7 protein-coding genes are annotated in these 22,303 nt (G+C 74.7%); 4 read left to right on the top strand and 3 right to left on the bottom strand.

Annotated features, from left to right (window positions below; translation table 11 throughout):
* The first annotated feature begins 33 nt into the window (after positions 1–33).
* Positions 34–1,380 (top strand): lysine N(6)-hydroxylase/L-ornithine N(5)-oxygenase family protein, encoded by a 1,347-nt coding sequence (locus J2S41_RS19870; protein ID WP_310369399.1) that lies wholly within the window; start codon positions 34–36, stop codon positions 1,378–1,380.
* A gap of 8 nt (positions 1,381–1,388) precedes the next feature.
* On the opposite strand, the gene J2S41_RS19865 is transcribed toward J2S41_RS19870, so the two are convergent.
* Genes J2S41_RS19865 through J2S41_RS19855 form a run of 3 tightly spaced genes read right to left on the bottom strand, consistent with a single transcriptional unit; the run spans position 1,389 to position 4,290 of the window.
* Positions 1,389–2,195 (bottom strand): ABC transporter ATP-binding protein, encoded by an 807-nt coding sequence (locus J2S41_RS19865; RefSeq protein WP_310369398.1) that lies wholly within the window; start codon positions 2,193–2,195, stop codon positions 1,389–1,391.
* Positions 2,196–2,197: 2 nt separating this feature from the next.
* Positions 2,198–3,253: a FecCD family ABC transporter permease gene (locus tag J2S41_RS19860; RefSeq protein ID WP_310369397.1), complete on the bottom strand. Its 1,056-nt coding sequence runs from the start codon at positions 3,251–3,253 to the stop codon at positions 2,198–2,200.
* Positions 3,253–4,290: a FecCD family ABC transporter permease gene (locus tag J2S41_RS19855; RefSeq protein WP_310369396.1), complete on the bottom strand. Its 1,038-nt coding sequence runs from the start codon at positions 4,288–4,290 to the stop codon at positions 3,253–3,255. The genes J2S41_RS19860 and J2S41_RS19855 overlap by 1 nt, the downstream gene beginning before the upstream one ends.
* A 232-nt stretch (positions 4,291–4,522) precedes the next feature.
* On the opposite strand from J2S41_RS19855, the gene J2S41_RS19850 reads away from it, so the two are divergent.
* The 3 genes from J2S41_RS19850 to J2S41_RS19840 are packed head-to-tail and all read left to right on the top strand — an operon-like array spanning position 4,523 to position 22,086.
* Complete coding sequence (locus tag J2S41_RS19850; RefSeq protein WP_310369395.1) at positions 4,523–5,479, top strand: iron-siderophore ABC transporter substrate-binding protein; 957 nt, start codon at positions 4,523–4,525, stop codon at positions 5,477–5,479.
* A gap of 60 nt (positions 5,480–5,539) precedes the next feature.
* The gene (locus J2S41_RS19845; protein WP_310369394.1) at positions 5,540–21,874 is read left to right on the top strand and encodes a non-ribosomal peptide synthetase; all 16,335 of its coding nucleotides are present in this window, start codon (positions 5,540–5,542) and stop codon (positions 21,872–21,874) included.
* Entirely contained in the window at positions 21,874–22,086 is a 213-nt protein-coding gene (locus J2S41_RS19840) for an MbtH family protein (RefSeq protein ID WP_310369393.1), read from the top strand. The genes J2S41_RS19845 and J2S41_RS19840 overlap by 1 nt, the downstream gene beginning before the upstream one ends.
* The last annotated feature ends 217 nt before the right edge of the window (positions 22,087–22,303 follow it).

Raw genomic sequence — 22,303 nt, 5'->3', positions numbered from 1 at the left:
CCCGGGCGAGCCCGGCCACGTGATGGGACATGTATGGCAGAGGAGCCTTTCGGCGGCGAGCGGTCGGTTCACGACCTGATCGGCGTCGGGTTCGGTCCGTCCAATCTGGCTCTCGCGATCGCGATCGCCGAGCACAACGCGGGCGTGCGGCGCACGCCCGGCGCGCGAGGAGTGACCGCGGCGTTCGTGGAGCGGCAACGAGGGTTCGGCTGGCACCGGGGGATGCTGCTGGAGGACGCGACCATGCAGGTCTCGTTCCTCAAGGACCTGGTGACCCTGCGCAATCCGCAGAGCGACTTCAGCTTCCTGTGCTACCTGCAGAGCCGGAACCGGCTGGTCGACTTCATCAATCAGAAGAACTTCTTCCCGTCCCGGGTGGAGTTCCACGACTACCTGCAGTGGGCGGCCGCGCTCGTCGACGGGGACGTCTCGTACGGCCGCGAGGTGGTCGAGATCCGTCCGGTGCGGCACGGTGACGAGGTGGTCTCCTTCGACGTGGTCTCGGCCGACGTGGCCGGGGTCGCCGAGCCGCTGGTGCAGCGGGCCCGCAATCTGGTGCTGGGCACCGGCCTGACGCCGCGGCTGCCCGAGGGCGTGACCGCCGACGACCGGATCTGGCACAGCCGCGACCTGCTGCCCAACGCCGAGCGCCTGAAGCGGGAGGCGCCGTCCTCGAAGCGGTTCGTCGTGGTGGGCGCCGGGCAGAGCGCCGCCGAGGCCGTCGATTACCTGCACCGGGAGTTCCCGCACGCCGAGGTGAACGCGGTGATCACCCGCTACGGCTACAGCCCGGCCGATGACAGCGCCTTCGCCAACCGGATCTTCGACCCGGCGGCGGTGAACGACTACTTCGCCGCGCCGGACCAGGTGAAGCAGCTGATGCTCGCCTATCACGGCAACACCAATTACTCGGTGGTCGACCAGGACCTGATCGAGGACCTCTCGCGCCGGGTCTACCAGGAGAAGGTGCGCGGCGAGGAGCGGCTCCGCCTGCTCAACGTGTCCCGGGTGACCGAGGCCGTCCGGATGGGCGACCGGGTGCACACGGTGGTCGAGTCGCTGATCAGCGGCGAGCGCCAGGTGCTGGACGCCGACGCCGTGGTGTTCGCCACCGGCTACCGGCAGCCCGACCCGACCGCGCTGCTGGGTGACCTGGCCGCCGAGTGCCTGCGCGACGAGGCCGGCCGGGTCGCGGTCCGGCGTGACTACCGCATCGAGACGACCCCGCGCGTCCGGGCCGGCGTCTACCTGCAGGGCGGCACCGAGCACACGCACGGGATCTCGTCCTCGCTGCTGTCCAACACGTCGATCCGGTCCGCCGAGATCCTCAACGCGGTCGTGGAGAACGCGGAGGCCGGCATGTCCCTGATCGGCCGGTAACGGGCCGGTCAGGTGGCCAGGTGATGCCGGCCGGCCGGGATGATCAACGGCGTGCCGCTGATCGGGTCGCGGGTCACCTGGCAGTCGACGTCGAACACGTCGGCCACCACCTCCGGGGTGATGACGGCGGCCGGATCGCCCTGGGCGACGATCCGGCCCGACTTCATGGCCACCAGATGATCGGCGTACCGGCCGGCCTGGTTGAGGTCGTGCAGCACCATCACCACGGTCCGGCCGTCGCGCCGGTTGAGGTCGACCACCAGGTCCAGCACGTCGATCTGGTGTGACAGGTCGAGGAACGTGGTCGGCTCGTCCAGCAGCAGGACCGGCGTCTCCTGCGCCACCGCCATCGCGATCCAGGCGCGTTGCCGCTGGCCGCCGGAGAGCTCGTCGACGGGCCGGTGCGCCAGGTCGGTCATGCCGGTCGCGGCGAGCGCCGCGCCGACCGCCGCCTCGTCGGCCGCCGACCACTGCTGCCACCAGGTCTGGTGCGGCGAGCGGCCCCGGCTGACCAGGTCCACGACGGTCAGCCCGGCCGGCGTCACGGGGGACTGGGGCAGGATGCCCACCTGGCGCGCGACCTGGCGGGTCGGCAGCGTGTGGATCGCCGCGCCGTCGAGCCGGACGCAGCCCCCGGCCGGTGCCATCAGCCGGGCCAGCGCCCGCAGCAGCGTCGACTTACCGCAGGCGTTGGCGCCGACGATCGCCGTGATCCGGCCGGTGGGCAGGTCGAGGTCGAGGCCGTCGACGACGATCCGGCCGGGGTAGGCCAGCCGCAACCGCTCGGTCCGCAGCTCGGGGTGGTGCGCAGCCATCGTCAGCCTCCAGAGCCGGCTCGGTTGGCGCGTGCGAGCAGCCACAGCAGGAAGGCCGCGCCCAACGCGCCGGTGACGACGCCGACCGGCAGGTCGGCGTCCGGGAGCAGATATCGGGCGAGCAGGTCGCTCACCAGCACCATGAACGCCCCGGTCAGGGCCGAGATGAGCGGGGGCGGGGAGGGCTGCCCGGCCAGCCGCTGGGCCACCTGCGGCGCGGCGAGGGCGACGAACAGCACCGGTCCGGCGGCCGCGGTGGCGAACGCGACCAGCCCGACGCCGGCCAGCAGCAGGCCGACCCGGGCGTGCTGGACGGGCGTGCCCAGGCCGCGGGCCACGTCGTCGCCGAGGGACAGGGTGCGGCTCCACCGGGTCAGCAGCAGGGTCACCGGCAGCAGCACGCCGACCGCGCCGGCCAGCGGCAGCACGGTCTCCCAGCCGCGGCCGTTGATGCTGCCGACCAGCCAGCCGAGTGCGGCCTGGGCCTCGTGCAGCCGGGCGTGGGTGAGCAGGTAGTCGGTGGCGCTGGTGCACATCCAGGAGACTCCGATGCCGACCAGCACGATGCGGTACCCGGTGGCGCCGCCGCGCCAGGCCAGCAGGTAGATGAGGACGGCCGTGGCGAGCGCGCCCAGCACGCCGAGCATCGAGTTGGACATGCCGCCCGCGCCGAGCACGATCCCGCCGACGACCGCGGTCGTCGCCCCGGCGTTGATACCGATCATGTCCGGGCTGGCGAGGGGGTTGCGGGTGATCGTCTGGAAGACGGCGCCGGACACCGCGAAGGCGGCGCCGGCGAGCAGGCCGGTCAGCGCCCGCGGCAGGCGCAGCTCACGGATCACGAAGGCCGGGCCGGGATCGTCGGAGCCGGCTAGGGCGCGCAGCACGTCCGGCAGGCTGACCGGGTAGTCGCCGATGGACAGGCTGACGCACAGCACCGCGAACGTCGCCACGCCCAATGCCAGAAAGACCGCCACGGTACGGGGTGGCAGCACCCCGGAGACCGGCGGGTACGCCAGCCGGAACGCACCCCGGGGAGCGGCGTCGCGGACCGTCATCAGAGCTCCACCGCCCGGTGCCGGCGGACCAGGGCGATGAAGAACGGGCCGCCGATGAACGCGACCACGATGCCGGCCTGCACCTCCTCCGGGCGGGCGATCACCCGGCCGACGATGTCGGCGAACAGCAGCAGGCAGGGCGCGAGCAGCGCCGTCGCGGGCAGTAGCCAGCGATGGTCGGGGCCGGTGACCAGGCGGGCCACGTGCGGCACCACGAGTCCGATGAAGACGATCGGCCCGGCGATCGCGACCGCCGTGCCGGCCAGCAGCGTCACCGCCAGCACCGCCTGGAACCGGATGGCGCCGACCCGGCGGCCCAGGGCGATCGCGGTGTCCTCGCCGAGCGCGAGGCTGTTGAGTGCCGGCCCGGCCGTCATCGCGAGCGCGACGCCGACGGCCAGGAACGGTGCCATCCGCCACAGCAGGGCCGGGTCCGCGCCGGTGAGTGAGCCGGCCGACCAGAAGCGGAACCGGTCGAGCGCCTCGGGCTGCCGGAGCACGATCGCGCTGGTGCACGAGCCCAGCAGGAAGGTGAGCGCGATGCCGGCCAGGGCGATCTTCACCGGGGTGGCGCCGCCCTGGCCGAGACTGCCCAGCACCTGCACGGCGACCGCGCCGGCGAACGACCCGGCGAGGGCGAACCAGACGTATCCGGAGGCGGCGGTCACCCCGAGCGCGGCCACCGCGACGACGATGGCGAGGGAGGCGCCGGCGCTCACGCCGAGCAGCCCGGGATCGGCCAGCGGATTGCGGGTGAGGCCCTGCATCAGGGCGCCGGCCAGGCCGAGCGCGAGTCCGACCAGGACGGCGCAGACGGTCCGCGGTACCCGTACCCCCCAGACGATCGCCTCGGCCTGCGGGCTGGCCAGCCGGGCGGCCGGCCGGTCCAGCAGCGCCTGGAGCACCTCGCCGGGCGGCACCGTCTTACTGCCGACCGCCAGCGAGATCACGGAGAGGATGGCGAGAAGCGCGATCGCGGTGATCATCAACCCCGTCCGCGCCGCCGCGGCCGACCGGACCGGGGCCGCTGTGCTCATCCCGCCTCCACGATGCTCCATCCACCCGAGACACGACGACTATGCTAAGGGTTACCTAACCATCACGGGTCCGGCAGGGGTGTCTTGTTATTAGGTTAGGCTGACCTTACTATGACGGCGACCATGTCTCCATGTCGGAGGGAATCCGTTGCATACGTCGCCGAGGTCCACCGTTTCCCCCGTCCGCCGCAGGAGCCGGGCGATCGCCGGGCGACTCACCGCGGCGCTCGCCGTGGCGGCCCTGGTCCTGACCGGCTGCGCGGGCACCGACGGCGGCGAATCCGCACCGCGGTCCAGCTCGTCCGCCGCCGGGTTCCCGGTCAGCGTGGACCACAAGTACGGCACCACCGAGATCAAGGCGGCCCCGGCCCGGGTGGTCACGCTCGGCCTCAGCGACCAGGACCCGGTGCTCGCGCTGGGCGTCGTCCCGGTCGGCTCCATCGACTGGTTCCTCGAGCGGCCGTACGGCAAGTGGCCGTGGGCCCAGCCGCTGTGGGCCGGCAAGACGCCGGAGATCGTCGGTGAGCGCGACGACTACAACCTGGAGAAGATCGCCGCCCTCAAGCCCGACCTGATCATCGGGCTCTACTCGGGCATGACCGAGGACCAGTACGGCAAGCTCTCCCAGATCGCGCCGACCGTGGCCCAGCCCGTCGGATTCGACGACTACACGGCGCCCTGGCAGGACATGACCAGGCTGGCCGGCAAAGCCCTGGGCAAGACGGCCGAGGCCGAAGCGCTGATCGCCGGCATCGATGCCCGCCTGGCCGACCTCGCGAGCAAGAACCCGGGCTTCGCGGGTAAGACCGTGGCGGTCGTCGAGCCGTACGAGCCGGGCAAGTACGCGATCTTCGCGCCCAGCGACCCCAAGGTCGTACTGCTGACCAAGCTCGGCTTCGTCACCCCGCAGGCCATCGTGGACGCGGCCGGCCAGGAGTACGCCGCCGAGATCGGCTCCGAGCAGCTCTCGCTGGTCGACGTGGACAAGCTGATCTTCCTCACCGCCGACGCCGGCACCGAGACCACGGTCAAGGCCGACAAGGTCTACAGCACGCTGAAGGTCGCCCAGGAGAACCGGGCGGTGTTCCTGCCGTACGAGGAGCCCCCGCTGGGCGCCGCGCTGTCGTTCAGCACGGTGCTGAGCATCCCGTACGCCCTCGACCAGCTCGTGCCCCTGCTGACCAAGTAGGAACCGGCCGCAAGCTCTCCACTTCTCACCGACGTCACCTTCGAGGGGCGGTACTTCGCTGTGCCCGAATTCGCGCGAACCGACGCTGTCCTGACCCTGGCGACCTGGCCCGAGCTCTTCGCGGACCAGGTGCGCCAACGGCCGGAGGCGGTGGCCGTGGTGTACGAGGGCACGGCGCTCACCTACGCCGCACTCGACGAGCGGGCCAACCGGCTCGCCCACGCGCTGATCGCACGTGGCGCCGGACCGGAGCAGGTGGTCGGCCTCTGCCTGCCCCGGTCCGCCGACCTGATCGTGGCCGAGGTGGCGGTGCTCAAGGCGGGCGCCGCCTACCTGCCGATCGACCCCGAGTACCCCGCGGAGCGGATCGCCTACCTGCTGGCCGACGCCGCCCCCGCCTGCGTGCTCACCACCACCGAACTGGCCGGCCCGCTGGCGGCGGACACCGTGCTGCTCGACGATCCCGCCTTCGTGGCCGAGCTCGCCGACCGGCCCACGGCCGCCCCCACGCCGTCGCTCACCCCGGACAACGCCGCGTACGTCATCTACACCTCCGGCTCCACCGGCCGCCCGAAGGGCGTCGTCGTCTCGCACTCCGGCGTGGCGAAGCTGCTGGCCACCGCCGTCGAACGGCTCGGGGTCGGCCCGCACAGCCGGGTCCTGCAGTTCGCCTCGCCCAGCTTCGACGTGGCCTTCTTCGACCTGTGCAACGGCCTGCTCACCGGCGGGCGGCTGATCGTCGTGCCCGCGGACCGCCGGGTGCCCGGCGCGCCGCTGGCCGACTACGCCCACGAGCACGGCGCCACGTTCATGATCCTTCCGCCCGCGCTGCTGGCCGCCATGCCGGCCGACTGCACGCTCCCGGCCGGCGCCACGCTGCTGGCCGGCACCGAGCGGGTGTCGGCCGAACTGGTCAACCGCTGGGCGGCCGACCGGCCGATGTTCAACGCGTACGGGCCGACCGAGGCGACGGTCAACTCCACCCTTGGCCGCTGCGACCCGGCCACCCCGCCCGGCGCCGTCGTGCCGATCGGCGTGGCCGACCCGGACACCCGCTGCCACGTGCTCGACGCCGCCCTGCGCCCCACCCCGGCCGGCGCGGTCGGCGAGCTGTACCTCGGCGGGCCCGGCCTGGCCCGCGGCTACCTGGGCCGGCCGGCACTGACCGCCGAACGCTTCGTCGCCGACCCGTACGGCCCGGCGGGCGGGCGCCTCTACCGCACCGGCGACCTCGTGCGCCTGCGCGAGGACGGGCAGCTGGAGTTCGTGGGCCGCGCCGACGACCAGGTGAAGGTCCGCGGCTACCGGATCGAGCCGGGCGAGATCGAGACGGTGATCGGCCAGCACCCGGCGGTGGCCCAGGTCGCCGTGGTGGCCCGCGAGGACCGGCCCGGCGAGGTGCGACTCGCCGCCTACGTGGTGCCCCGGCTGGACGGCCCGGCCGTCACCGAGGACCTGGCCGCAGCCCAGGTCGGGCAGTGGAAACAGCTGCACGAACTGCTCTACACCGCCGGCCGCACCGAGTCCTACACGGAGAACTTCACCGGCTGGAACAGCAGCTACGACGGACTGCCGATCCCGGTCGCGCAGATGCGCGAATGGCGCGACGCCACCGTCGACGCCATCCTCGCGCTGCGCCCCCGCCGGGTGCTGGAGATCGGCGTCGGCAGCGGCCTGCTGCTCTCCCGGATCGCGCCCCAGGTGGAGGAGTACTGGGGAACCGACCTCTCCGAGGAGGCGATCCACACCCTGCGCGGGCACTTCCCCGACCTGGAACTGTCGGCCCGGCCCGCCGACGACGTGGACGGGCTGCCCACCGCGTTCTTCGACACCGTCGTGATCAACTCGGTCGCCCAGTACTTCCCCGGCCTCGACTACCTGACCGACGTGCTCACCAAGGCGCTCGGTCTGCTCGCGCCCGGTGGGTCGGTGTTCCTCGGCGACGTGCGGCATCTGCCGACGCTGCCGGCGCTGCGGGCCGGCATCGAGGCGCAGCGCCACCCCGGCGCCGACCCGGCCGTCGCCTGGCCCGCGGTGCGGCGCGCGGTGCAGTGGGAGGGCGAGCTGCTCGTCGACCCCGACCTGTTCGCCACCCTGCCCGGTGTGACCGCCGCCGACGTGCGGGTCAAGCGCGGACACTTCCACAACGAACTCACTCGCTACCGCTACGACGTGGTGCTGCGCACCGGCCCGGTGCCGCAGGCGACGCCGGCCGAGGAGACCACCTGGGAGGCGCTGCGGCTCACCGGCGACCGTCCGCTGCGGGTCTCCGGCCTGCCCAACGCCCGGGTCAGCGCCGACGTCGCCGTGCTGCACACCCTCGACCCGCTGCCGGAGCTCCCGGCCGGGGAGCCCGTCGACCCGGAGGAGCTGTACCGGCTCGCCGAGCGGCACGGCTGGCAGGCCGAGGTCACCTTCACCGCCGGCGCGCGCGACGGCCGACTCGACGCCGTCTTCACCCCGCCCGGCATGCAACCGCCAGCGGCCTACCGGCCCGGAACCACGACCCGGTACGCCAACCGGCCGGCCCCGTTCCGCGACGCCAACGCGCTGATGGCGGTGCTGCGCGCGCACGCCCGGAGCTGGCTGCCCGACTACATGGTGCCGTCGTCGTTCGTGCCGCTGGACCGGATCCCGATGACCACCGCGGGCAAGGTGGACCGGGCCGCGCTGCCGGCCCCCGACTTCGCCGCCCTCACCACCGGCGGCGCCGCCCGCGACGCCCGGGAGGAGGTGCTCTGCGCGCTCTACGCCGAGGTGCTCGGCCTGCCCGAGGTCGGCGTGGACGACGACTTCTTCGCGCTCGGCGGCGACAGCATCGTGTCGATCCAGTTGGTGATCCGGGCGCGCCAGGCCGGCCTGGTCGTCACCCCGCGGCAGGTGTTCCAGCACCGTACCGTGGCGGCGCTGGCCCCGATGCTGTCCACAGTCGACGCCGAGGTGGCCGACGCACCGGACGCCGGTGTGGGCGAGATGCCGTTGCTGCCGATCATGGTGTGGCTGGACGAGTGCGGCGGGGACTTCCGTGCGTTCAACCAGTGGCTGCTGGTCCGGCTGCCGTCCGGTGCCGGCCACGACGGCCTGGTCGCGACGTTGCAGGCGGTCGCCGACCGGCACGACGCGCTGCGCTCCCGGCTGGTGCGGGCCACCGCCACCGCGCCGGGCCGGCTCGTGATCGCCGCGCCCGGCACCGTGGACGCCGCACGGTGGCTGCACCGCGTCGACGCGTCCGGGCTGCCGGACAGCCGGCTCCGCGAGCTGGCCGACGAGGCGGCGCGGCAGGCGGGCGCCCGGCTCGACCCCGAGGCCGGCGTCATGGTCCAGGCGGTGTGGCTCGACGCCGGTCCGGGCCGGCCGGGCCACCTGGTGCTGGCCGTGCACCACATCGTGGTCGACGGCGTGAGCTGGCGAATCCTGCTGCCCGACCTGGCCGAGGCCGGCGCGGCGGTGGCCGCCGACCGCCCGGCCGCGCTCGCGCCGGTCGGCACCCCGCTGCGGCGCTGGGCGGAGATCACCACCGCCGACGCCCACCGCCCCGGCCGGATCGCCGAGCTGCCGCACTGGACCGCCCAGCTCACCGGCGACGACCCGGCGTTCGGGCGCCGGCCGCTGGACATGGTCGGCGATCTGGAGAGCGTCCGGCGGCTCACCCTGCGTCTGCCGGCCGACCGCACCGCCGAGCTGCTGACCAGCGTGCCGGCCGCGTTCCACGCCGGGGTCAACGACGTGCTGCTCACCGCGCTGGCGCTGGCGATCACCGACTGGCGCCGGCGCCGGCGGACCGCCACACCGCCGGTGCTGATCGCGCTCGAGGGGCACGGCCGCGAGGAGCAGATCGACGCCGAGGCGCGCCTGTCCCGCACGTTCGGCTGGTTCACCAGCGTCTTCCCGGTCCGGCTCGATCTCGGCGACGTGGACGTCACCGACGCGCTGGCCGGCGGGCCGGACGCGGGCGCGGCCCTCAAGCGGGTCAAGGAACAGCTGCACGCGGTGCCCGACCACGGCCTCGGATACGGGCTGCTGCGCTACCTCAACCCGGAGACCGCGGCCGTGCTCGGCGCGCTGCCCGTCCCGCAGATCAGCTTCAACTACCTGGGCCGGTTCGCGGTCGCGGCCGGTCAGGACGCCCCGTGGACGCCGGTACCGGGCGCCGGCGTGCTGGCCGGCGGCTACGACGCCGAGATGCCGGTGGCGCCGTACACGCTGGAGGTCAACGCCTTCACCGAGGACTGGCCGGACGGGCCGCGACTCGGTGTGACCTGGGCGTACCCGCAGACCCTGATCGACGACGCGAGCGTGGCCGAACTGGCCGAGGCCTGGTTCGCCGCGCTCGGCGCGCTCGCCGACCACACGGCGGCGCCCGGCGCCGGCGGGCACACCCCGTCGGACTTCCCGCTCGTGGCGCTGACCACCGACGACGTCGACGCCCTGGCGGCCGCGCACCCGGGGCTGGCCGACGTGCTCCCGGCGACTCCGCTGCAGCTCGGGTTCTACTTCCACGCGCACACCGGTGACGACGACCGGTACGTGGTGCAGCAGCTCGTCGCGCTGGACGGGCCACTGGACGCCGGCGCGCTGCGCCGCTCCGTGCAGGCGGTGCTCGACCGGCACGCCCCGCTGCGGGCCGGCTTCCGGGAACTGGCCGACGGTCGCGTCGTCCAGGTGATCGTGGACGGCGTCACGGCGCCATGGCGGGAGGCGGACGATCTGTCCGGGCTGGAGGAGGAACGGGCCGCCGGGTTCGACCTCGCCGCCCCGCCGCTGCTGCGCTGCCTGCTGATCCGGCACGCCGCCGACCGGCACACCCTGGTGCTCACCCACCACCACATCGTCACCGACGGCTGGTCGGTGGCGGTGTTCCTGCGCGACCTGCTCGCCGGGTACGCCCCGCACGGCGAACCGCCCCGGCTCGCCTCGGTCACCCCGTACCGCCGGTATCTGCGGTGGCTGGCCGGGCGCGACCAGCGGGCCGCCGTCGACGCCTGGAAGACCGCGCTGGCCGGATTCGACACGCCGACCCTGCTCGCCGAGAGCGCGGGCGCGCCGGAGCCGGCCCGGCAGGTCGCCGTGGAGCTGCCGGACGACGTCGTCACCGCGCTGCCGCAGCGGCTCCGGGCGCACGGGCTCACCCTCGGCACGGCCCTGCACGGCGTCTGGGGCCTGCTGCTCGGCCGGCTCACCGGGCGGCGCGACGTGGCCTTCGGCAGCACCGTCTCCGGCCGGCAGGCCGACGTCGCCGGCATCGAGTCGATGGTCGGCCTGTTCATCAACACGGTGCCGGTGCGGTTGCGCTGGCACCCGGCCGAGCCGCTGGCCGGCCTGCTGACCCGGCTCGCCGAGGAGCAGGCGGCCCTGCTGGACCACCAGCACCTCGGGCTCGCCGCGATCCAGCGGCTGGCCGGCGCCGGCGGCGGTGACCTGTTCGACTCGCTCGTGGTCATGGAGAACTACCCCGACCACGCGGGCCTGAGCGACGCCGACGGCACGCTGCGGGTGCGCGACGTCTCCTTCCGCGAGGCGACCCACTACCCGGTCTCCCTGCTGGTGGCGCCCGGCCCCCGCCTCGCGCTCACCGTCGAGTACGACCCGGCCCGGATCACGCCGGCCACGGTGGACCGCCTGCGCACCGGGCTCGCCCGGCTGCTGGCCGCCGTCGTGCACGCACCCGACGAGCCGGTGGGCCGGATCGCGCCGCATCCGTCCGCCCCGCCCGCGCTGGACGGACCGCGCCACGACGTCCCGGACACGACGCTGCCCGCCGCGATCGCCGCGCGGGCCGCCCGGACACCCGACGCGGTCGCGGTCCTGGCGGGGGAGCGCAGTCTCACCTACCGCGAACTCGACGACCGGGCCGCGGAGCTGGCCGAGCGGCTGATCGCCCGGGGCGCCGGCCCCGAGCGGATCGTGGCCGTGCTCGTCCCGCACCGGGTGGAGTTGCTCGTCGCGCTGCTCGGGGTGCTGAGGTCGGGCGCCGCGTACCTGCCGCTCGACCCGGCCCAGCCCGCGGAGCGGCTGACCGGCGCGCTCGCCGAGGCCGGCGCGCGGATCGTGGTGACCACCGCCGACCTGATCGGCGGGCTGCCGCGTACCGACGCGCTGTCCTTCGTGCTGGTCGGGGACCGGCCGGTGACCGCCGCGGTCGCGACGCCACCGGTCACCGTGGCACCGGACCACGCCGCCTATCTGATCTTCACCTCCGGGTCGACCGGGCGGCCCAAGGGGGTGCTGGTCAGCCACCGGGCGATCATCAACCAACTGGAGTGGTCGCGGCGGCAGTTCCCGCTCGGCACCGGCGACCGGATGCTGCAACTCGCCCCGATCGGCTTCGACACCTCGGTGTGGGAGCTGTTCTGGCCGCTGTACACCGGCGCCGCCGTGGTGCTGCCGGAGGCCGGCGCGGCCCAGGACCCGGCCGACCTGGCCGCGCTGATCCGCCGGCACCAGGTCACCGCCCTCACCCTGGTCCCGTCGCTGGTCTCCGCATTCCTGCTGTCCGATCGGGTCCGCGAGGACACCGGCTGGGCGCGCACGCTGCGCTGGGTGTCCAGCGGCGGGGAGGCGCTCTCCGGCGACCTCGCCCGGCGGTGGCACGCGCTGACCGGCACCCGGCTCGACAACTTCTACGGGCCGACCGAGACCGCGGTGCAGGTCACCTGGTGGCCCAACGACGGCACGCACGGCGCCGACGTGCCGATCGGCGGCCCGGTCGGCAACACGCGCCTCTACGTCCTGGACGACCACCTGCAACCGGTGCCGGCCGACGTGCCCGGCGAGTTGTACGTGGCCGGCGTCCAACTGGCCCGCGGCTACCTCGGCCGTACCGCCGAGACGGCACTGCGGTTCGTCGCCGACCCGTTCGGGGCGCCGGGGGAGCGGATGTACCGCACCGGCGACGTCGTGCGCCGCCACGCCGACGGCACTCTCACCTACGCCGGCCGTGCCGACGACGAGATCAAGGTGCGCGGCACCCGGATCGACCCGGCCGAGATCGAGTCCTGGCTGGCCGCCCGCCCCGGCGTCGGCCACGCCGCGGTCGCGGCCCGGCCCACCGGCACCGGCGGGGTCCGCGTGATCGCCGCCGTGGTGCCCGCGCCCGGCCGGCCACGACCGGACGGCCCGGCCCTGATCGCGGAGGCGGCGGCCACCCTGCCGGCCGCGCTCGTACCGTCCGTGGTGCTGGTCGTCGACGCGCTGCCGCTGACCCCGAACGGCAAGATCGACCGGGCCGCGATCGCCGCCCTGGCGCCCTCCGCCCCGGCCGCCGGCCCGGAGCCGGGCCGGGACGTGCCCCGCGACGACCGGGAACGGGCGCTGACCGAGGTGTTCGCCGCCGTCCTCGGCCTGCCCCGGGCCGAGCCCGAGGACGACTTCTTCGCCCTGGGCGGGGACAGCATCCTGTCCATCTCCGTCTCCAGCCGGGCCCGGCGCCTCGGCCTGCCGGTCGCACCGCGCGACGTGCTCACCCTGCGCACCCCCCGCGCCCTGGCGGCGGCCCTTCCCGCCGTCGCGGAGCAGGCCGTCGCCGAGCCCGCGCCGGCCGAGTCGGACGGCGTCGGCGACGTGCCGCTGCTGCCGATCGTGGCCTGGCTGCGCGACACCGGCGCCCCGATCGACCGGTTCACCCTGCCGGTGCTGCTCGCCGTGCCACCCCACGCCGACGTGACCGGGGCGCTGCAGGCGGTGCTCGACCGGCACGACGGACTGCGGCTGCGACTGCGCCGCGTCGCCTCGGTGCTGTGGACGACCGAGACCGCACCGGCCGCCGACGCGAGCGCGCTGATCCGCCGGGTGGACGTCGCCGCGCTGCCCCCGGCCGCGCTCACCGACCTGATCGCCGCGGAGACCACCGCCGCCACCGACCGGCTCGACCCCGACGAGGGCCGGATGCTGCAGGCGGTCTGGTTCGACGCCGGCGACCGCCCGGGCCACCTGCTGCTGATGGCCCATCACCTCGTCGTGGACGGCGTGTCCTGGCGAATCCTGCTCGACGACCTCGCCACCGCCGCCGCCGGAGCGCCGCTGCCGCCGGCCGGCACCTCACTGCGCCGCTACGCCCAGGCCGTGCAGACCCAGGCCCAGGCGCCGAAACGACTGGACGAACTGGAGCACTGGGTCCGGGTGCTCGCGCCCGGGGCCGACCTGCTGCCCGGTGCCGTCGTGCGGCCCGGCGCCGAGGCCCGGCGGCACACCACCCGGCTGACCGTCGCCGAGACCCGGGCGCTGCTGGCCGCCGTACCGGCCATGCCGTCGGCCGAGATCACCGACGTGCTGCTCGCCGCCCTGCACCACGGCATCGGCGCCTGGCGCGGCACGCCCGGCACGGACCTGCTGGTCGAGGTCGAGCGGCACGGCCGCGAGCAGCTCGAGCCGGGCCTGGACCTCGCCCGTACCGTCGGCTGGCTCACCGCGGTCCAACCGGTGCGTCTCGACGGGGGCGGCGGCGACCTGCGCGCCCTGGTCGCCCGCACCGGGGAGGCGCTGCGCGCCGCCCCCGACGGCGGCATCGGCTACGGCATGCTGCGCTACCTCAACGCACAGACCGCGCCCATCCTGGCCCGGATGGCCGTACCGCAGGTGCTGTTCAACTACTACGGCCGGTTCCCGGCCGGCACCGGGGCACCGTGGACCCCGGCCGCCGAGCCCCTGCCCACCGAGGTCAACGGCGGCCTGGACCTGGCCCACCTGCTCCAGGTCGACGTCGTGTGCGAGGAGACCGGCGCCGGCCCGCGGCTCGCCGCGACCTGGACCTGGGCCGACGGGCCACTGCGCCAGGACGACGTCACCGCGCTGGCCGACGGCTGGGCCGCGGCCCTGCGCACGCTCGCCGGCGGGACGACCCTGCTCGCCCTCACCGAGGACGAACTGACCCGGGTACGGCAGCTCAGCACCGCGCCCGTCGGTGACGTCTGGCCGCTGTCACCGTTGCAGGAGGGCCTGTACTTCCACGCCAGCTACGACGCCGGTGCCCTGGACGTCTACACCGGACAGGACGCGTTCGACCTCGGCTACCGCGTCGACCTGCCGCGGCTGCGCCGGGCCGGAGCGGCACTGCTGGCCCGCAACGACGGCATGCGCGCCGGGTTCGCCAGCCACGGGCTGAGCCGGCCGGTGCAGTTCGTCCCGGACGGACTGGCGTTGCCGATCGACGAGGTGGACCTGAGCGACCTCGACGGCCCGGACCGCGCCGCGGCCGTCGCCGAGGTGATGGCCGCGGACCGGGCCCGCCAGTTCGACCTCGCCGACCCGCCGCTGTGCCGGCTCACGCTGATCCGGCTGCCGGGCGGCCGGGACCGGCTCGTGGTCAGCCACCATCTGATCCTGTGGGACGGCTGGTCCGAGGAGCTCTTCGTCGAGCAGCTGTTCACCCTGTACGAGCGGGACGGCGACGCCGGCGGCCTGCCCGCCGCCGGCTCCTACCGCGATCACCTGGCCTGGCTCGCCGGGCAGGACACCGCGGCCGCGCTCGCGCACTGGCGGGACGCGCTGACCGGCCTGGCCGAGCCGACGATGATCGGGCCGGCCGACCGGAGCCTGCCACCGGCGCTGCCCGACCGGCACGCGGTCGAGCTGCCGGCGGAGCTGTCCGCGCGGCTGCGGGACGCCGCCCGTACCCACGGCCTGACCCTCAACACCGTGTTCAGCACCGCCTGGGGCCTGGTGCTGGGCGGCTTCGCCGGGCGCAGCGACGTCGTGTTCGGCATGACGGTGGCGGGCCGGCACGGCGACGTGCCGCTCGTCGACACCATCATCGGGCTGTTCCTGAACACCGTCCCGGTACGGGTGGCGCCCGACCCGCGCGAGTCCGTGCGCGACCTGCTGCGGCGCGTACAGGACCAGCGCCTCACGCTGATGGACTACGACCACGTGGGCCTGGCCGACATCCAGCGCGCGGCCGGGCACGGCCAGTTGTTCGACACGCTCTACGTGATGCAGAACTTCGTCGACGAGGGCGAGGCGGCCGACCTGCAACGCCGGCACGGCATCGAGGCCGTCGGCAGCGTGGACGCCACCCACTACCCGCTGACCCTGGTCGTCACCCCGGCCGCGCGGTTCCGGATCGCGCTCGACCACCGGCCCGAGGTCGTCGACGGCCCGGCCGCCCGGACGCTGCTGGACCGGCTGACCGACGTGCTCGACCGGATCGTCACCGACCCCGGCCGGCCGGTCGGCGCGCTGGAGCTGCTCACCGCCGACGACCGGCGGACGCTGCACGGCGACTGGGACCGCACCCGCAACCCGGTCAGCGCCGACACCGTGGCCGACCTGCTCGCCGACCAGGCGGCCCGGACACCGGACGCGGTCGCGCTGGTCGCCGGCGCGCACCGGCTCACCTACGCGGAGCTCGACGCCCGGGTCAACCGGATCGCCCGGCTGCTGCTGGCCCGCGGGGCCGGGCCGGAGCAGGTCGTCGCGCTGGCCCTGCCGCGGACCCCCGACATGGTGGCCGCGCTGTTCGCGGTGCTCCGGACCGGCGCCGCCTACCTGCCGCTGGAGCTGGACCTGCCGTCCGAACGGCTCGGGCTGCTGCTGGCCGACACCGCGCCGATGTGCGTGCTCACCGCCGAGTCGGTGGCCGCGCTGCTGCCCGCGACGACGGTGCCGGTGGTGGTGCTGGGCGAACTCGACCTGCCCGGCCACCCGCTGACCGCCGAGGAGACCCCGCGGTTCGTGCGCGGCGATGCGGACCGGCTGGAGCACCCGGCGTACATCATCTACACGTCCGGGTCGACCGGCCGGCCCAAGGGCGTCGTCACGCCGTACCGGGGGCTGACCAACATGCAGCTCAACCACCGGGAGGCGATCTTCGGCCCGGTGGTGGCCGCGGCCGGACGGCGGCTGCGGATCGCGCACACCGTCTCGTTCGCGTTCGACATGTCGTGGGAGGAACTGCTCTGGCTCGTCGAGGGCCACGAGGTGCACGTCTGCGACGAACAGCTGCGCCGGGACGCCGCGGGACTGGTCGCCTACTGCGACGCGCACCGCATCGACGTCGTCAACGTGACCCCGACCTACGCCCACCACCTGATCGAGCAGGGCCTGCTCGACGACGGCGACGGCCGGCACCGGCCCCCGCTGGTGCTGCTCGGCGGCGAGGCGGTACCCGACACCGTGTGGAGCAGGCTGCGCGACACCGACGGGGTGACCGGCTACAACCTGTACGGCCCGACCGAGTACACGATCAACACGCTCGGCGGCGGCACCGAGGACAGCGACACCCCGACCGTCGGCCGGGCCATCTGGAACACCCGCGCCTACATCCTCGACGCGTTCCTGCGCCCGGCCGCGCCCGGCGCCCCCGGCGAGCTCTACATCGCCGGGATCGGCCTGGCCCGCGGCTACCACCGGCAGGCCGGGCTGACCGCCGAGCGGTTCGTCGCCGACCCCTACGGCGCGCCGGGGGAGCGGATGTACCGCACCGGTGACCTCGTGCGGCGGCGCCCGGACGGCAACCTCGACTTCCTCGGCCGCACCGACGACCAGGTGAAGATCCGCGGCTACCGGGTGGAACTGGGCGAGATCGAGTCCGCGATCGCCGCGCACCCGATCGTCGGCCATGCGGCGGTGGTGGCGCAGTCCGCGGGCGCGGACGGCGCCAAGCGGCTGGCCGCCTACCTCGTCCGCGGTCCGGAGTGGACCTCCGCCGACGACGACGTGCTGCGTGACGTGCGCACACTGCTGAAGGAGCGGCTGCCCGACTACATGGTCCCGGCCGCGATGGTCGCGGTCGACCGGCTGCCGCTGACCGTCAACGGCAAGCTCGACGTCCGGGCCCTGCCCGCCGCCACCGTGCAGACCTCGGCCGCGACCCGGCCACCGTCGACGCCGGCCGAGACCGCGCTGTGCGAGATCTACGCCGACCTGCTCGGCGTTCCCGGGGTCGGCGTCGACGACAGCTTCTTCGACCTGGGTGGGCACTCGCTGCTCGCGATCCGCCTGGTCAGCCGGGCCCGGACGGCGCTCGGCGCGGAACTGTCCATCCGCGACCTGTTCGAGGCGCCGACCGTGGCAGAGCTGGCCGCGCGGACCGGAGGCGGCGCGACCGACCGGCCGGTGCTGCGGCCGATGGACCGCCCCGAACGGCTGCCGCTGTCGTTCGCGCAGCGCCGCCTGTGGTTCCTCGACCGCATGCAGGGCCCGTCGGCGGCCTACAACTTCCCGCTGACCCTGCGCCTGCGCGGCCCGCTGGACGTCGGCGCGCTGCACGACGCGCTGCACGCGGTGGCCGCGAAGCACGAGATCCTGCGGACCGTCATCGACGCCGAGGACGGCGAGCCGTACCAGCGGATTCTGCCGGTCGACGCGGCCCGCCCGCCGCTCGAGGTCGTCGACGACGCCGACGTGGCCGAGCTCGCCGCCCGGCCGTTCGACCTGGCCGCCGAGCTGCCGCTGCGGGCCACGCTCATCCGCCGCGGCCCCGGCGAGCACGTGCTCGTGCTGCTGCTGCACCACATCGTGACCGACGAGTGGTCCGACGGGCCGTTCCTGGCCGACCTCGCCGCCGCCTACGAGGGGCGGGAGCTCGCGCCGCTGCCCGTGCAGTACGCCGACTACGCCCAGTGGCAGCGGGAACTGCTCGCCCGGGTCGCCGAGGAGCAGTACGCGTTCTGGCGCACCACCCTCGACGGCGCCCCGGAGGAGATCCCGCTGCCGCTGGACCGCCCCCGCCCGGCCGAGGCGAGCGCGGACGGCGACGAGGTGAGCGTCGAGCTGCCCGCCGACGTGGTCCGTGGCCTGCGCCGGCTGGCGGCCGACGCCGGCGCCAGCCCGTTCATGGTGGCGCACGCGCTGACCGCGGCCCTGCTGCACCGCGTCGGCGCCGGCGACGACATCCCCCTCGGCGCGCCGATCGCCGGCCGCACCGAGGAGGCCCTGCACGACCTCGTCGGATTCTTCGTCAACACGCTCGTGCTGCGCACCGATCTGCGCGGGGAGCCCAGCTTCGCCACCCTGCTGGCCCGGGTCCGCGACGGTGACCTGGCCGCCTTCGCCCACCAGGACGTGCCGTTCGAGGCGGTCGTCGAGACGGTCAACCCGCCCCGGTCGGCGTCGCGGCACCCGCTGTTCCAGGTGATGGTGGTGCACCGGCACCACACGCCGGACACGTTCACCCTGGCCGGGATCGAGGTCGAGGACGAGCCACTGCACACCGGTACGGCCCGGTTCGACCTCGTCGTGGAGCTGGCCGAGCACGGCGGCGACGCGATGACCTGCCGGTTGATCTACCGCACCGCGCTGTTCGACCGGGCGACGGTCCGGCTGCTGGCCCGGCGGCTCGTCGCGCTGGCGACCGCCGCGGTGGCCGGCCCGCACACGCCGCTGATCGGGCTGGACGTGCTGGTCGACGACGAACGCGAGCGCGTGCTGCGCACGTTCAACCGCACCGCCCGTACCGTGGAGGAACTGAGCCTTTTCGATGCCTTCGCGGCCCGGGCGGCTGAGCGGCCGGACGCGGTGGCGGTCGTCGACGGCGACCGCACACTGACCTATGCCGCGCTCGCGGCGCGCGCCCACCGCCTGGCCGGGGTCCTGGCCGATCGGGGGGTACGGCCGGAGGACGTGGTCGCCGTGGCGCTGCCGCGCTCGCTGGAGACCATCGTGGCCGTGCTCGGCGTGCTCGAACTCGGCGCCGCGTTCCTGCCGCTGGACCTGCAGCACCCGGCCGACCGGCTGGCCCTCATGCTGACCGACTCCGGGACCCGGCACGTGATCACCAACGACGCGGTCGCCTGCACGCTGCCCGGCGTGGACGGCGTCGCGCGGGTGCCGGTCGACGCGGACGGGCCGGTCGCCACGGTGCTGCCGGCGCCGCCGGCCGGGATCGACCACGCCGCGTACGTCATCTACACCTCCGGATCGACGGGCCGGCCCAAGGGCGTCGCCGTCACGCACGAGGGCATCGGCAGCCTGGTCGAGACCGCGATCGACCCGATGGGCGTGACCGCCGCCAGCGGCATCCTGCAGTTCGCCTCGATCGGCTTCGACGTGTTCGCCTTCGAGGTGTCGATGGCGCTGGCCACCGGCGCCCGGCTGATCATCGCCCCCGACGACGCGCGTGCTCCCGGGCCGGCGCTCACCCGGCTGCTGACCCGCTACCAGGTCAGCCACGCGATCCTGCCGCCGTCGCTGGTGGCCGCGCTCCCGCCGGGCAGCGAATTGCCGGCCGGGCTCACCGTGCTGGTCGGCACCGAGCAGGTGCCACCCCAGGTGATCTCCCGCTGGGCCGCCACGCTGCGGTTGTTCGTCGCGTACGGACTGACCGAGGCGACGGTCAACTCGACGCTCTGGCGGGCCGTGCCGGGCTGGACGGACGCGGTGCCGATCGGCGTTCCCGACCCGAACACCGTCGCCTACGTGCTCGACCGCCGCCTGCAACCGGTGCCGCCCGGCGCGGTCGGCGAGCTCTACATCGGCGGGCGGGGACTGGCCCGCGGCTACCTCGGGCAGCCGGGCCTGACCGCCGCCCGGTTCGTCGCCGACCCGTACGGGCCGCCCGGCGCCCGGATGTACCGCACCGGTGACCGGGCCCGGTGGCGCGCCGACGGACTGATCGACTTCCTCGGCCGGGTCGACGACCAGGTCAAGATCCGCGGACATCGGATCGAGCCCGCCGAGGTGGAGACGGCCCTCACCGCCCACCCGGACGTCGCGCAGGCGGTCGTCGTCGTCGACGGCACCGGCGACACCACCCGGCTGATCGGCTACGTCGTCGCCGCGGCCGGGCACGTCGACCCCGCGGTGGTCCGCGCCGACCTGGCCGCCCGGTTGCCCAGCTACCTGGTGCCGGCGCTGATCGTCGCGGTCGACGGCGACCTGCCACGCACCCCGAACGGCAAGGTCGACCGGCGTCGGCTGCCCGCCCCGGACTGGGCGGCGCTGGCCGGGGACGCCGCACCGGTCACCGAGGCGCAGACCCGGCTGGCCGCGCTGTTCGCGGAGATCCTCGGCCTGCCCCGGGTGGGCGTGGACGACGACTTCTTCGCCCTCGGCGGGCACTCGATGTCCTGCATGCGGCTGATCGGCGCGGTCCGCACCGCGTTCGGCGCCGACCTGCGGGTCCGGGACGTCTTCGACTCGCCGACCGTGGCCGGGCTGGCCCGGCTCATCGACCGGCCCACGGCCACCGCCCGGCCGGCGCTCACCGCCCGCCCGGCCGGGGAGGAGCCCGACGGCCGGGCCGCACCGGTGCAGCGGCACCTGGCCCACGCGCCGGCCGGCGGCTGGGACCTGGCCTTCGCCTTCCACGGCCTGGACGGCGACACCTTCGCCGCGGCGCTCGACGCCGTGGTCACCCGCCACGCGCCGCTGCGCACCGGCTACCGCTGGGCCGCGGGCGAGCTGTGGCGGGTCGAGACCGACCGGCCCGTGCTGGAACGGGTGGACAGGACCGGCGAACCGCTGGACGCGCAACTGGCCCGGCTCAGCCGGGAACCGGTCGACCCGATCGGCCGGGCGCCACTGCGGGCCCGGATGCTCGGCGACGAGGCGATCCTGCTCACCGTGCACCATCTGGGCGTGGACGAATGGTCGGCGGTGCCGCTGATCCGCGACCTGGCCACCGCCTACCAGGGCCGTGCGCTGACGCCGCTGCCGGTCGACTACGCCGACTACACCCGCTGGCAGTACGCGCTGCTCGGCGACCCGGACGACCCGGCCTCGCTGCACGCCCGCCAGCTCGGCCGGTGGCGGTCGCTGCTGGCCGGCGCGCCCCGCCTGACGCTGCCCGGTGCCCAGGCCTCGTCGAACACCTCCGGCCGCAGCGGGCTGGTGCCGATCGTGCTGGACGAGACCGTGCACCGCGCCGTCGACGAGCTCGCCCGGCGTACCGGCACCAGCATGTTCATGATCTTCCACGCCGTGACGGCCGCGCTGCTGACCGGCGCCGGCGCCGGAACCGACCTGCCGATCGGCGCGCTGGTCGCCGGCCGCTCCGAGCCGGGCCTGGCCGACCTGGTCGGCTGCTTCCTCAACACGGTGGTGCTGCGCACCGACACCGGCGGGAACCCCACGTTCGCCGCGCTGCTGGCCCGGATCCGGGAGACCGACCTCGGCGCGCTCGACCTGCAGGACCTGCCGTTCGACGCGCTGCGGGCCGACGGTGTGCCACCGCCGCAGGTGATGATCGTGCACCACGAGGAGGCCCGGCTGGCCGAGGTCGGCGGCTTCGCCCTGGAGACGCTGCCCACCGGGGCGCTGCGCGCCGAGCTGACCCTGAGCTTCTACGAGCCGGCCGGCGACCGGCCGATCCACTGCGACCTGGAGTACGCCGTGGACCGGTTCGACCACGACCGGATGGTCGCGCTCGCCGAGACGTTCCAGCGGCTGCTCGCGGCGGCCGTGGCCGACCCCGGCCGCACCCTGACCGACCTGTTCACCGACGCGGAAAGGACCAACTGATGACGACCAACCCCTTCGAGGACCCCGACGGCCGGTACCTGGTGCTGGTCAACGACGAGGACCAGCACTCGCTGTGGCCCTCCTTCGTCGACGTGCCCGCCGGCTGGACGGTCGCCTTCGGCGAGGAGTCACGGGCCGCCTGCCTCGACTACGTGGAGCGCACCTGGACCGACCTGCGCCCCCGGTCACTGCGGGAGCGCATGGCCTCCTAGGGTCGTACGTCTTCATTCCCCATCGTCTGCAGTTGTGGTCGCCGACCGTGTCGGCGTGCGTGGCGGATCCCGGGCAGGCCGACGGCCAGATCGCCGGCCTGCCGGGGTATCGCTTCCCGCGGTGACAAGCTGCCGTAATCGCTTCGCGGCCGTCCGGGTTGAGGGCCTGCCGGACGAGGGGGCGGCTGCGCATCATCTGCGGCATCAGAGTGCACCG

Origin of the sequence: Catenuloplanes atrovinosus (assembly GCF_031458235.1) — a bacterium.
Lineage (GTDB): Bacteria > Actinomycetota > Actinomycetes > Mycobacteriales > Micromonosporaceae > Catenuloplanes > Catenuloplanes atrovinosus.
The sequence above is the reverse complement of the archived record's forward strand: the minus strand, read 5'-3'. Positions and strand labels throughout refer to the sequence as shown.